Origin of the sequence: Niastella vici (assembly GCF_002077945.1) — a bacterium.
GTDB lineage: Bacteria > Bacteroidota > Bacteroidia > Chitinophagales > Chitinophagaceae > Niastella > Niastella vici.
Window position 1 is genome coordinate 37,516 of record NZ_LVYD01000050.1, and the last position, 12,320, is coordinate 49,835.

The following is a 12,320-nucleotide window of genomic DNA, read 5'->3' on the forward strand; positions in this document are numbered from 1 at the left end:
TTTTGAGATATAGGGAATTAGGGATTTAATAAAAGTCATGACTCCCGACAATAAAGAAATCTCAAGATCCCTACATCAAACAATCAAAAATTTAAAAAGTTATGAAGCACTTTATAACAGCTGTGTGCCTGCTATTGATGCAGGTGACCATCGGTAATGCCCAGGAAAACAACCCACGTACCAAACAATTCAACCTTAACCACAACCTGGCCATTGAAGGGTATGACCCTGTAGCGTATTTCAAACAAAACGCTGCGGTAAAAGGCAGTAAAGACCTGGCCGTTTTTTACCAGGGTGTTACTTATTACTTTTCATCGGCGGCCAACAAAGAGGAATTTAAAAAGAGCCCGGCCCGGTATGAACCCCAATACGGCGGCTGGTGCGCCTATGCCATGGGCAGCAAGGGCGAGAAAGTGGAGATAGACCCCAAAACCTTCAAGATCACCGACGGCAAGTTGTACCTGTTCTATAATAAATTCTTCAATAATACCCTTACGAGTTGGAATAAAGACGAAATGGGATTGAAAAATAAAGCAGATGTCAACTGGAAGAAAATTTCGGGAATTTGAGATTTGAAATCCAATGCGGAGATCCTGATAATAAAGAAATCTCTAAATCTATAAATCTCGCAATCAGAAATATAAAATTAAGCCCTCAAAACATCATCGCAAATGAAAAGTAACACTATATTCATGTGGATCTTACGGTTGTTAGCGGCCGTGATCATGTTACAAACCCTGTATTTCAAATTCACCGCGCACGAGCAGTCGGTGGCATTGTTCACCCAACTGGGCATGGAACCCTGGGGCCGTATTGGCACCGGCGTGCTGGAGCTCATTGCTTCCATTTTGATCCTGAACCCGCGCACAACAGGGTGGGGCGCCGGCCTGGGTCTTGGCCTCATGAGCGGCGCCATATTCTTCCACCTCACCAAACTGGGTATTGTGTTCGCCGGCGATGCAGTGCTCTTCATTTATGCCGTGATCACTTTTGTGTGCTGTTTGATCCTGCTTATTAAGTACCGCACGCAGTTACCGGTTTTGAGATTTTGAGGTTTCAGGATTTCGGGATTTAAAAAAAAGCGCAGAAGGCTGCCTGCAGACCGGCAGGCTTGATCTTAAAGCAAATCTCAAAATCGCAAAAACGCTAAATCAGAATTTTGTCCAATATTTTCCCCGCTTTGCGTTTAAAAACTTTAACATTTATATTGGTCATCAGGGTTTACTTTAGATTAAAAGGCTTTTTATATGAAGTACATAACCGGTTCTATACTGTTCCTGTTGCTTGGTTTTTATTGTAGTGCCCAAATCTATACCCCTGTTGACAACGCTTCGGACGTTTCTTTCAAAATAAAGAACCTCGGCTTCAATACAGGCGGCTCTTTTAGCGGCCTGGCGGGCACTATAACCTTTACGCCCGACAATCCCGCTGGCTGCAGTTTTGATGTGCATATTGAAGCGAATACGATAAATACGGGGGTTGAAATGCGGGATAATCACCTGCGAAGCGATGATTATTTTGATGTAAAAAACTATCCACAGATCAAATTCGTATCTGAAAAAGTAACCGGCACAAAAAAGAACGGAACATTATTTGTTTCCGGTAAACTTACCATAAAAGGGATCACAAAGGATATCTCATTTCCTTTTACGGCACAGCCCATTTCCGATGGTTATTTATTTAACGGGCAGTTTAATTTGAACCGGCGCGATTTTAAAGTAGGAGGCGGTAGTACAGTGAGTGATCATCTAACGGTATTGCTGAAGGTAGTAGCAAGGAAAGCCTGATCTTCGGGTATAACGGTTAAATGCCAAACAGGAAATTCTTAATAGAAAAATAGTTTAAATTTAAGTACAAAACCGACCAATGCAATTACAACAAGCCGTAAATACAATTTTTGTACAATTGTCTGGCTCACTCGGCCAGTTGTCGCCACCGCAATACAGCCAATCGTGCCAAACCCTGTTCAACAATACGATAGGCCAGCATGTGCGACACATTATTGAGTTGTTTCAATGCCTCGAAACAGGTTACCTGTCGGGCATTGTGAATTACGAAAAACGTAAGCGCGACACATTGATAGAAACCGATAAGGAGCTGGCGGGCCGCCTGTTACTGGAAATTCACCGGGGGTTGAGCAAGCCCAACAAAACGCTCACCCTCGAAGCCTGCTACGATGAGCACCATACCGAAGCAATTGCCATTGAAACAAATTATTACCGCGAGGTAGCTTATAACCTCGAGCATACGATACACCACATGGCCCTTATACGGGTAGGCATAACTGAAATTTCCAACATTCAATTACCAGACGATTTCGGGGTAGCTACTTCTACCATTAAGTATCGAAAACAATGTGCACAGTAACATTCATTCCTGCGGGAGATAAAATATACCTCACCAGCAACCGCGATGAAAAGCACTGGCGTTCCAATGCATGGCCGCCTGCTGTTCACGCCGCCGCTTCGGGCAACCTGTTGTTCCCGAAAGACGGGGATGCCGGTGGAACCTGGATAGCGGCCCACGAAAACGGTAATGCCATTGTATTTTTAAACGGCGGTTTTGTGCGCCATACACCGCAGCCGCCATACCGAAAAAGTCGGGGGCTGATATTGCTTGAGCTGTTAGATTCCGCCGACCCCTTCCTGGCTTTCAGCGCTATTGGCCTACAACAAATAGAACCCTTCACCGCCATCATCTGGAGCACCGGCAACCTGTTTGAATGCCGCTGGGACGGTCATCAAAAGCATGTAAAACGGTTATCTGCCGCCACTCCGCACATTTGGTCATCGGCCACCTTATACGAAGGGGAAGTGGTGGAGAAAAGAAAAAGCTGGTTCAGTGAATGGCTGCAGCAATCCCGCATTGCGGCACAACCTGTTCCCGATGATATCCTTTACTTTCACCAGTTCACCGGTGATGGCGATACCCATAACGACCTGCGCATGAACCGCAACGGGCAGGTGTTTACCGTAAGCGTAACCATGTTGACACTTACTGATGAAGCAACACACATGCATTATCTTGATCTTAAGAACAACAATGCTTTCACGCAACAATTAACAGTTGAAAAATCATTGGCAGGCCGATAATGAACAGCATACAACGCATCGTGCACCGACCATTCTTTATAAAATTATTTAACTGGGAATACTGGAGCTTTACAAGTGTATACCTGTGCATTTACCCGGTTTGGCTATTGCTATGCCTTCGGGCACGCTCTTTCTTTTTCTTCGCCGCATCGAACCCCACCATAAAGAACGGCGGCTTTTTGGGCGAAAGCAAAAAAGACATTATCACTATTATACCGCCGCAATATCATCCGCCCTCGGTTTTCTTTTCCATACCAGCCAATGGCGATATTGTGTTACGCGAGTTGCAACGGGCTGGCTTACAATTTCCCCTCATTGGTAAACCCAATATCGGCGGCCGTGGCCGGGGCGTAAAGGTATTACGCGATGAAAAGGACGTGAAGGCTTATGTACACAATGCCTATCTCGATTTTCACATCCAGGAATTTGTTCCCTGGAAAAATGAAGCCGGTATTTTCTACGTACGTTATCCCAACCAGCCAAACGGTTTTATCTCGGGCATCGTAGGCAAGGAGTTTTTATCGGTGACCGGCGATGGAAAACATAGCATCCTGCATTTATTGCAACAGGATAAACGCGCCCTTATGTACCTCGGCAGCATGAAAAGGATCCATGGCAATGGGTTGAACTTCGTTTTACCCGAAGGCGAAAAAATGATCGTTTCACCATTCGGTAACCACGCACGGGGTTCCAAATTCCTCGATGTAAGCAACCTGGCCGATGAAAAGCTGACCGCCGTTATTGATAAGATCTGTAAACAGATCCCCGGTTTTTATTATGGCCGGCTCGATATTCGTTTCGAAAGTTGGGAAGCCTTAAAAGAAGGCCGTAACTTTTCAATTATAGAAGTAAATGGGGCAGGGGCTGAACCAACGCATATTTATGATCCCCGCCATTCAATATTTTTTGCCTGGAAAGAGATCGTGCGGCACTGGATCATACTCAACCGCATCAGCCGCATGAATCATAAAAAAGGCCACCGGTATCTTTGCCTGCGCGAAGGCATTGCCATGTTCAGGGAAGCAAAGGATTGGAGCCGGAAGCTGGCGGCGATGACGGAATAGATACCCCCGCCCCTAAAGAGGAGGAAGAAGCTTCAGATTTCAGGGCCCTGAGCGAAGTCAAAGGGATGAAAAAGGCATTGCGCGAAGTCGAAATGCCGTTTTAAGTTTCACGATTCAACAACATTAAGAAAATTGTACTTAAGAATCTTCATCACGGGAATGTTCATTAGTTTCCTAGGAACTTTGCCATTGGGAACGCTGAACGTTGCGGCCATGCAGATCTCCGTTAGTGATGGCGTACGGCCGGCATTGTATTTTTCCCTGGGCGCTTTACTGGTTGAGATCATCTATGTACGCATTTCGCTGGTGGCCATGGATTGGGTACAGCGGCAAAACAGGTTGTTCCGCTGGCTCCAATGGTTTACGGTGCTCATCATAGCAGCCCTGGCCGTTTCGAATTTTGTTGCCGCGGCAAGTCCGCATGCGCAAAAGAACATCATTCTTTCCCATACGTTGCATCGCTTTTGGCTGGGGGTGGCCATGAGCGCCATTAACCCGGCCCAGATCCCCTTCTGGTTTGGCTGGAGCTCCGCCCTGTTCACGAAAAAACTCTTACTACCCCGCAACGATCATTATAACACCTATATCGCCGGTATTGGCCTCGGCACCTTTCTGGGCAATGCAGTCTTTATTTTTGGCGGACAATTGATCGTAAACCGTTTAAACGCGCACCAGGACCTCATTAGCTGGATCATCGGCGGGGTGTTTGCGATCACCGCAATCATTATGAGTATAAAGATTGTCAGGAAGAAAAAATGAGGCATAGTGTAATTAAAGGCAGAAGTAGGAAATAAGAGGTAAGAAAGTTCTGAAATTCCTGGCCTCGCCATTACTCGTCAACCTGTCAATTTATTAACTTCCTACTTCTTACTTCATACTTCCTATTTCTTTATCCTACAGGCACAAAAACAGCATTGCTAATCAACACATTACATCTTAACAATCATTTTCCTGCCAACCCACACACCAAAAAAAACCCTTATACGTTTAAACCTTATGCCCGGCAAGTAGTCTGAAACCGGACTCTTAAATTATACCCCATGCAAAAAAAACAATCCATGCTCCTCGGCCTCATGGCCTGCTTTCTGATCACTTCATTTATTGCCTGTAAAAAGGATGCTAAAGATGACACCGATACGCAGCCTGCGCAGGATAACTCCCTCGCAGAATCGAATTACAACGATGCCAATACCATGGTAGATGCATCAGTAGCTGCAGGAACGAGCTTTACGTTCAGACAAGCTACCAACCAGGACGTAGCCCGGCTGGAAGGTATACTGGGCACTTGCGCCACAGTAACCATTGATACAGTAAGTACTACACGTTCAGTAACGATCAACTTCGGCACCAGCAATTGTTTGTGCGCCGATAACCGTTACCGCCGTGGTAAAATACTCGCCACCTGGACCGGTAAATACCGCGAGTCAGGTACAGTAGTAACCATCACCTACGATGGCTACTATGTAAACGATAACCAGATCAAAGGAACGCATACAACTACCAATATGGGGTTGAATGCAGCACAACACCTGGTATATAAGATTGAAGTGAACGGCTCTATTGTGAAAGCCAATAACGGCGGTACCATTACCTGGGTGTCGACCCGCTATCGCGAATGGGTGGCCGGTTCCAGCACACCATTGAACCTGCTCGATGACACGTATTCAATCACCGGTTCTGCCAGTGGTACCAATGCAGCAAATGAAGCCTATACTATTAACATTACCCAGGCGCTGGTTCGTAATATGAGCTGTTACTGGTTCGAAAGCGGTAAAGTGGAAGTAACGCCTGCCGGCAAACTGACCCGTACGCTTGATTATGGCAGCACCGGTTGCGATAACAAAGCCACGGTTACAATTGGCAATACCACCTTTAACGTTACACTACAATAATATAACGAAAGTTTTTCAACATTTCATCCCATAATAATAGTGTTTGTTTTAGTGGCCTCCCGATTCATCGGGGGGCTTTTTGTTTTATAAGAGGCAGGTAGTGTTAATTGAAAGAATTGTGAATGTATGAGACTGAAATAAGAAGTAAGAGGTAAGAAGTAGGAAATACTTTTTCTAACTTCCTACTTCGTAAGCCTATTATGAGAAATATATCATTTTAAAACCTTAGCCCATTTCCTGCAACCACTTGTCTCTATCATCGGGACTGAACTTCCAGGGTGCAAAATTATTTTCTACGTTGCTGAACATCGCGTTCCACTCCTGTGGCGCATTGCTTTCTTCCATGATCAGTGAACGGCGCAGCTCAAGGATGATCTCCAGCGGACTAATACTTACCGGACATTCCTGCACACAACTGTTACAGGTAGTACAGGCGCGCAGCTCTTCTACTGAAATATAATCGTGCAGCAGGGTTTTACCATCGTCTTTAAACTCGCCGTTTTGATCTATGTTCTTCCCAATATCTTCGGCCCGGTCGCGGGTAGCCATCATGATCTTGCGGGGCGATAATTTTTTACCGGTAATGGTGGCCGGACAAGCCGCACTGCAACGGCCGCATTCGGTACAGGAAAAGGCATCGAGCAAATTACGCCAGCTGAGATCGGTGACGTCTTTGGCGCCAAATTTATCTGGAGGCGTAGCATTTGTTGGCGCCAGTTCGGGCTGCATGGCATACAGTACCTCATTTTGAATCGACTGCATGTTATTCATTTTGCCCATAGGCTGCAGCCGTGTATAGTAGGCGTTGGGAAATGCCAGCAATATATGCAGGTGTTTGGAGAAAGGGATATAATTCAAAAAAGCAAAAATGCCGAGGATATGCAGCCACCAGCAGGTTCTTTCAACACCCACAAGCGCACTATTGCTCAACCCGCCCAGCAAAGGATGCAGCATGGAAGAGAATAAAAAATTACCGGTAACGTTCTCCCCATAATGGCCATAGCCGCGTTGTTGTAAAACAGTATCGGCCGCATTCATGGTGAGGAACAGGGTCATCAGCACGATCTCGGTAATGAGGATATAATTAGCGTCGCTGCGCGGCCATCCATTCAGGTCGGGGCTGGCCAGGCGTTTTACTTTCACAATATTCCTTCTGATCAAAAAAATAACACAGCCCGCCAACACGGTCACCGCCAAAAACTCAAACGCATCGATCAGATAGGGGTATACAACACCGCCGGCCTTTGAAAAAATGCGGTGAGTACCAAATACACCGTCAATAACGATCTCCAGTACTTCCAGATTAATAATAATGAAACCGGCATAGATAAAAAAGTGCATCGTTGCCACTAAAGGATTGCGAAACATCTTTTTTTGTCCGAACGCCAGCAAAAACACATTGCGCCAGCGATCGCCGGTACGATCGGTATAGTCGGCATCTTTACCAAGCAGGATATTACGGCGTATGGTCATTATCTTTTTACTGAAGAACCAGATGGCCACAGCAGAAATGATAATGAAGAGTATTTGTGGTATATATGACATAATACTAAGATAGCTAATTTGGTAATTGAAAAGAAGCCGAAGTAAGAAGTAGGATGTAAGAAGAGATTGCTGATTTTTAGATTTCGTGATCTTTGGATTTGTATAGGATTAAATTTTCCGATAAATCTCAAAATCTCTAAATCCCGAAATCTCTAAATTTCTTACCTCCGCATATTCCTTAACCTCCACTTTCACCTGTAAGATTATAGATCTTTTGTATTCGTTTCAGTATTCCATCAAAGTCGATATGCAGGTCTTTCAACAAACCATTGTGCAGGTCGAACACCCACCCGTGCACAACAGGATAGCCTTTTTCTTTATAGTTCAATTGTACTGCTGCAGTTTTGATAACGTTGATGGCCTGTTCTTCTACATTTAGTTCAACCAGGCGGTTGTACCGCAGGGTGGCATCCTCAATGCTGTCGAGCTCTTTTTCGTGCAGGCGGTAAACATCCCTGATATTACGTAACCACGGGTTCATGATGCCGAGGTCAACAGGTTGCATGGCAGCTTTTACCCCACCGCAATTATAATGGCCGCATACAATAATGTGTTTTACCTGCAGGGTGCGTACGGCATAGTTCAGCACCGCCATAACATTGAGGTCAACATTATTTACCAGGTTGGCTATGTTACGATGTACGAACACCTGGCCGGGGCCGGCGCCCATGATCTCCTCGGCAGTTACGCGGCTGTCGCTGCAACCAATGTACAGGTATTCAGGTTGCTGATCGCCCGCCAGTTTGGCCAAAAAATTTCCATCTTTCGCTGTTTGCTGGCTAACCCATTTACGGTTGTTCTCAAAAATCTGGTCGTAGGAGAGCATATTGTGATGGTTTATTGTGAAATATTGGCAAATGTAAGGCCATATGGTTTTACAAAGAACCGGGCAGGCAGTACTAAAACTCAGAACTTTCATTTAGATTTGACCCCAAAAAATCCATGGCGCGTAACTATATACTCGATAAAGAAACTGTAGCCCGGAAATTACAACGGATAGCCTATGAGATCGTAGAAAACAATATCGACGAAAAGGAGATCATTCTCGCCGGTATTCGTGATAATGGCAGTGTAATAGCCCGTAATATAGAGCAACTGTTACGTTCCATAAACAGCGATATTAAGATCTGGAATATCGATATTTCCCTCGATAAAAGATCGCCGCACGATATAAAGCTGAGCGGCGAAACCGATTTTACCGATAAAGTGATCATTGTGATCGATGATGTGGCCAACAGCGGCAGAACCATCCTGTATGCTATAAAACCCTTTCTGGCCTATTTGCCCAAAAAGATCCAGACACTGGCGCTGGTTGAACGCACCCATAAGACATACCCCGTTAATACCGATTATGTAGGACTTTCGGTAGCTACTACATTACAGGAGCATATTTTTGTTGAAGTGGAGGGGGATACTGTTACAGGCGCTTATTTAGAATAGAGGAACGTTTGTGATAAAAGTAACTGTTGCAGGGTGCAGGTTACCGGGGCTGCCAGTTACCAGGTACCGGTTACCGGGGCTGAAAACAAAAACAGCTTAACTATTGGCGGAATACTGAACCTTAAAGCCTGGGATCTGGGAACGGGCAAACCGGGAACTGATCCATAATTCACAAATTTATTAGTAGTACAAAGCATACAATTTAAATTTTCCCTTACTTAATGCAATCGCAGGCGCCGGTATCTTCACCATATTGGCTATGTACAATACCGAGCGTAAAAATTTATTGTTCGTTTTAATACGGGTAAGGTCAATATCGGGCGACAGTAAAAAATGGCGCTCGCGGGGAATATCGTAGCGGCTGAAGGTATTGCCCTGTTTATCGGTCCATTTATTTTCATACCCGCCCAGCATTCCGTTGCTGTTATACCCAATGGCGATATTTAACCAGGCCGGCCAGTTTGAACCCGGAAAAAAAGCATGCACGTTGGCGCTGAGCCAGTAGGTTTGCGAATTATAATCTTTCAGCATTCGCTCGGGCAGGCTTTTACCAAAAAGCTGATCGCGGCGGGTAACCAGTTCAGGCGAATTATAGTCATACGGCCAGTAGCTGAGTTTAAATTGCAGGCGTTGTTCGTGCCAGCCCAGTTGCTGGGCAACAAAGGTGGCAGCGCCCACGGTATTGGCAGTCATATCGCCCCAGCTAAAGCCCCATTCACTGCTGAAACCATCCTGAATTTCGATAATACTTTGATAGGCGAGTCCGGCGGCTCCACCCAGCCAGGCGCTTTGACGCTCGTTCAACCCCGACCATTTCCATAGCCGGGCCGAGAGGCGGCTCATTTGGTAGGCCGTCCAGGTATGGCCGCATTTATCCATCTGGTTCCATTCGCCATTATCATTAAAAAAATGGAAATCGCTTTTGGGATAACCTGCATACCAGGCTTTGTTTAAAGCGATGTAGGAGGCGCCCCAGGCAGCGAGATGCGAGCCCGCGATCAGCCATACGCGTTGCCGGGTACCGGATACCAGTTGCCCGGTACCGGGGCTGAAATCAATAGCAGCCTGATTGCTGTCGGGTATGCGGGCATTAAAGTCCTGGTAACCGGGAACTGGCAACCGGGAACTAACCTGAGCATTCACATTAACATTTAAGCAAATAAGGGTCAGCAGGGCGGTCGGTATTCTGAAAAAGGGGAGGTATGTTTTTTGAATAGTAGAAGCCACTATGAATTTTATTGGATGGCGCAAAAGTACGGTTCCCTTAATAAACCTGTCGTTAAATCATAAAATTATATAACTTCAAACCTTCAATACTAACATCAAATTGAGCACTATGGATGATGCAATTATGCAGCGCGTACAAGTTTGGAAAAACGGAAACTACGACGATGCCGCCAAACAGGAGATCGCCCGCCTAGAAAAAGAGAACCCGAACGAACTGGCCGATGCTTTTTACCGGAACCTGGAATTTGGTACGGGAGGTTTGCGCGGAATTATGGGCATTGGCACCAACCGCATAAACAAATATACGGTGGGTATGGCCACCCAGGGTTTTGCCAATTACCTGAATGCAACCTATCCCGGTGGTGTTATTCGTATTGCTATTGCACACGATAGCCGTAACAACAGCCGCCAGTTTGCAGAGATCACTGCCAATGTAATGGCCGCCAACGGCATCAAAGTATTTTTATTTGAAGCATTGCGCCCCACCCCCGAACTCAGCTTTACCATCAGGCAACTGGGCTGCCAGGGCGGTGTGGTTTGTACCGCTTCGCATAACCCCAAAGAATATAACGGTTACAAAGCATACTGGAATGATGGTGGACAGCTGGTTCCGCCACACGACAAAAACGTAATAAAGGAAGTAGAGAAAATTGCTTCGGTCGATGAAGTGAAATGGAGTGGGGGCGAAGCCAATATTACCCTCATTGGCCAAGAGGCCGATGCAGCGTATATTGATATGGTTAAAGAGCTGAGCGTTTATCCCGAAGTGATCACCCGCCAGCACGATCTTAAAATTGTTTATACGCCTATACACGGCACCGGTATTATGCTGGTTCCGCAGGTACTGCAACGTTTTGGCTTTACCAATGTGCACATTGTTGAAGAGCAGGCCAAACCCGATGGCAATTTCCCAACGGTTATTTATCCCAACCCCGAGGAAAGCGAAGCCATGAGCATTGGGTTGAAAAAAGCGAAAGCACTGGATGCTGATATTTTATTGGGAACCGATCCCGATGCCGACCGCGTAGGTATTGCCATCAAAGACAAACAGGGCAACTGGGTGTTGATGAATGGTAACCAAACCGCCGTACTGGCATTCAATTATATCATTGAAGCGCGCAAAGCCAAAGGCATTGCCCAAAAGAATGATTTTGTATGCAAGACCATTGTAACTACCGACATGATCGACCGCATTGCAGCCGATAACAATGTGAAATGTTACAATGTGCTCACAGGTTTTAAATGGATCGCCGAACTCATCAAGGAAAAAGAGGCCAGCGAAAATTACACAGTGGGTGGCGAAGAAAGCTATGGGTTAATGATCGGTAGCAGGCTGCGCGACAAAGACGCCGTTTCGGCCGTTGCCCTGTTGTGCGAAATGGCCGCTTATGAAAAAGACAAGGGCCGGTCGCTGTTTGAAAAACTGATCGATCTGTATGTACAATACGGTTATTACAAGGAACACCTGATCTCCATCACCAAGAAAGGGATGAACGGACAAAAGGAAATTGCCGAGATGATGGACGGTTACCGCCATAATCCGCCAATGACCATCAATGGTTCACCGGTGGTGCAATTGCTCGATTATGAATTGAAGAAGGGGAAGAACCTGCAAACCGGTGAGGAATGGGATATTAAATTGCCTGCTTCCAATGTATTGCAGTTCATTTTATCTGATGGCAGCAAGATCTCGGCCCGCCCAAGCGGAACGGAACCAAAGATCAAATTCTATTTCAGTGTAAATACCACCATCAAAAGCGCCGCGGAGTTCGATGGAACTCAGGTGCATGGAGAGCTGGATAAGAAAATTCAGGGAATTATTAGTGATATGGGGTTGAAGTAATCTGATGGATGTTTTGACATGAAATTGTTACCCACCAGAATATAGGAAAACGAAGTAAGATGTAAGAGGTAAGAAGTACGAAGAACCCGTATTTCGAGCCTCTTCCTTTTTTGCAACCTGCTTATATTCGCTACTAAATGAAGTAGGAAGCATGAGGCAGGAAGATTTCATACTTCCTACTTCTTACTTCCTACTTCAGCTTTTAAAATACTATTAT

13 protein-coding genes are annotated in these 12,320 nt (G+C 45.7%); 10 read left to right on the forward strand and 3 right to left on the reverse strand.

The features are described 5' to 3' along the window. Positions 1-101: 101 nt before the first annotated feature. From A3860_RS19690 to A3860_RS19725, 8 genes are all read left to right on the forward strand, one after another. Positions 102-569 carry a YHS domain-containing (seleno)protein gene (locus A3860_RS19690; RefSeq protein WP_081148837.1) on the forward strand — a complete coding sequence of 156 codons (468 nt, stop codon included), beginning with the start codon at positions 102-104 and terminating at the stop codon, positions 567-569. A gap of 102 nt (positions 570-671) precedes the next feature. Then, on the forward strand, positions 672-1,052 hold the full coding sequence (locus tag A3860_RS19695) for a DoxX family protein (RefSeq protein WP_081148840.1): 381 nt from the start codon (positions 672-674) through the stop codon (positions 1,050-1,052). Between the two features lie 195 nt (positions 1,053-1,247). Then, the gene (locus A3860_RS19700; protein WP_081148842.1) at positions 1,248-1,787 is read left to right on the forward strand and encodes a YceI family protein; all 540 of its coding nucleotides are present in this window, start codon (positions 1,248-1,250) and stop codon (positions 1,785-1,787) included. A 79-nt stretch (positions 1,788-1,866) separates the two neighbouring features. Next, a complete protein-coding gene (locus A3860_RS19705) occupies positions 1,867-2,367 on the forward strand; it encodes a hypothetical protein (protein WP_081148845.1) in 501 nt (166 codons plus the stop codon). After that, positions 2,355-3,092 carry an NRDE family protein gene (locus A3860_RS19710; RefSeq protein ID WP_081148847.1) on the forward strand — a complete coding sequence of 246 codons (738 nt, stop codon included), beginning with the start codon at positions 2,355-2,357 and terminating at the stop codon, positions 3,090-3,092. Before A3860_RS19705 ends, A3860_RS19710 begins: the two co-directional genes overlap by 13 nt. Next, positions 3,092-4,156: an ATP-grasp domain-containing protein gene (locus A3860_RS19715; RefSeq protein ID WP_081148849.1), complete on the forward strand. Its 1,065-nt coding sequence runs from the start codon at positions 3,092-3,094 to the stop codon at positions 4,154-4,156. Before A3860_RS19710 ends, A3860_RS19715 begins: the two co-directional genes overlap by 1 nt. A gap of 159 nt (positions 4,157-4,315) precedes the next feature. Further along, complete coding sequence (locus A3860_RS19720) at positions 4,316-4,915, forward strand: LysE family translocator (protein ID WP_245843577.1); 600 nt, start codon at positions 4,316-4,318, stop codon at positions 4,913-4,915. Positions 4,916-5,196: 281 nt separating this feature from the next. Further along, positions 5,197-6,048, forward strand: coding sequence for a hypothetical protein (locus tag A3860_RS19725; protein ID WP_081148854.1), 852 nt, complete (start codon positions 5,197-5,199; stop codon positions 6,046-6,048). A 225-nt stretch (positions 6,049-6,273) separates the two neighbouring features. Here A3860_RS19725 and A3860_RS19730 read toward each other — a convergent pair whose 3' ends face one another. Continuing rightward, positions 6,274-7,593, reverse strand: coding sequence for a (Fe-S)-binding protein (locus tag A3860_RS19730; protein ID WP_081148857.1), 1,320 nt, complete (start codon positions 7,591-7,593; stop codon positions 6,274-6,276). Between the two features lie 178 nt (positions 7,594-7,771). Then, positions 7,772-8,419 (reverse strand): carbonic anhydrase, encoded by a 648-nt coding sequence (locus tag A3860_RS19735; protein WP_143774191.1) that lies wholly within the window; start codon positions 8,417-8,419, stop codon positions 7,772-7,774. 116 nt (positions 8,420-8,535) lie between these two features. Here A3860_RS19735 and A3860_RS19740 point away from each other — a divergent pair, with 116 nt between their 5' ends. Further along, positions 8,536-9,033 carry a phosphoribosyltransferase family protein gene (locus A3860_RS19740; protein ID WP_081148860.1) on the forward strand — a complete coding sequence of 166 codons (498 nt, stop codon included), beginning with the start codon at positions 8,536-8,538 and terminating at the stop codon, positions 9,031-9,033. A gap of 180 nt (positions 9,034-9,213) precedes the next feature. Here the strand turns inward: A3860_RS19740 and A3860_RS19745 are convergent, their stop codons facing one another. Then, positions 9,214-10,176: a DUF2279 domain-containing protein gene (locus tag A3860_RS19745; protein WP_143774192.1), complete on the reverse strand. Its 963-nt coding sequence runs from the start codon at positions 10,174-10,176 to the stop codon at positions 9,214-9,216. Between the two features lie 193 nt (positions 10,177-10,369). Between A3860_RS19745 and A3860_RS19750 the strand changes: the two genes are divergently transcribed. Further along, positions 10,370-12,103 (forward strand): phospho-sugar mutase, encoded by a 1,734-nt coding sequence (locus tag A3860_RS19750; protein ID WP_081148865.1) that lies wholly within the window; start codon positions 10,370-10,372, stop codon positions 12,101-12,103. Positions 12,104-12,320: the final 217 nt, after the last annotated feature.

Coding starts and splice junctions, on each gene's coding strand:
- A3860_RS19730 (WP_081148857.1), bottom strand. CDS start 7,593: ATGTCATATATACCACAAATACTCTTCATTATCATTTCTGCTGTGGCC.
- A3860_RS19710 (WP_081148847.1), top strand. CDS start 2,355: ATGTGCACAGTAACATTCATTCCTGCGGGAGATAAAATATACCTCACC.
- A3860_RS19715 (WP_081148849.1), top strand. CDS start 3,092: ATGAACAGCATACAACGCATCGTGCACCGACCATTCTTTATAAAATTA.
- A3860_RS19735 (WP_143774191.1), bottom strand. CDS start 8,419: ATGCTCTCCTACGACCAGATTTTTGAGAACAACCGTAAATGGGTTAGC.
- A3860_RS19700 (WP_081148842.1), top strand. CDS start 1,248: ATGAAGTACATAACCGGTTCTATACTGTTCCTGTTGCTTGGTTTTTAT.
- A3860_RS19720 (WP_245843577.1), top strand. CDS start 4,316: ATGTTCATTAGTTTCCTAGGAACTTTGCCATTGGGAACGCTGAACGTT.
- A3860_RS19725 (WP_081148854.1), top strand. CDS start 5,197: ATGCAAAAAAAACAATCCATGCTCCTCGGCCTCATGGCCTGCTTTCTG.
- A3860_RS19695 (WP_081148840.1), top strand. CDS start 672: ATGAAAAGTAACACTATATTCATGTGGATCTTACGGTTGTTAGCGGCC.
- A3860_RS19740 (WP_081148860.1), top strand. CDS start 8,536: ATGGCGCGTAACTATATACTCGATAAAGAAACTGTAGCCCGGAAATTA.
- A3860_RS19705 (WP_081148845.1), top strand. CDS start 1,867: ATGCAATTACAACAAGCCGTAAATACAATTTTTGTACAATTGTCTGGC.
- A3860_RS19750 (WP_081148865.1), top strand. CDS start 10,370: ATGGATGATGCAATTATGCAGCGCGTACAAGTTTGGAAAAACGGAAAC.
- A3860_RS19690 (WP_081148837.1), top strand. CDS start 102: ATGAAGCACTTTATAACAGCTGTGTGCCTGCTATTGATGCAGGTGACC.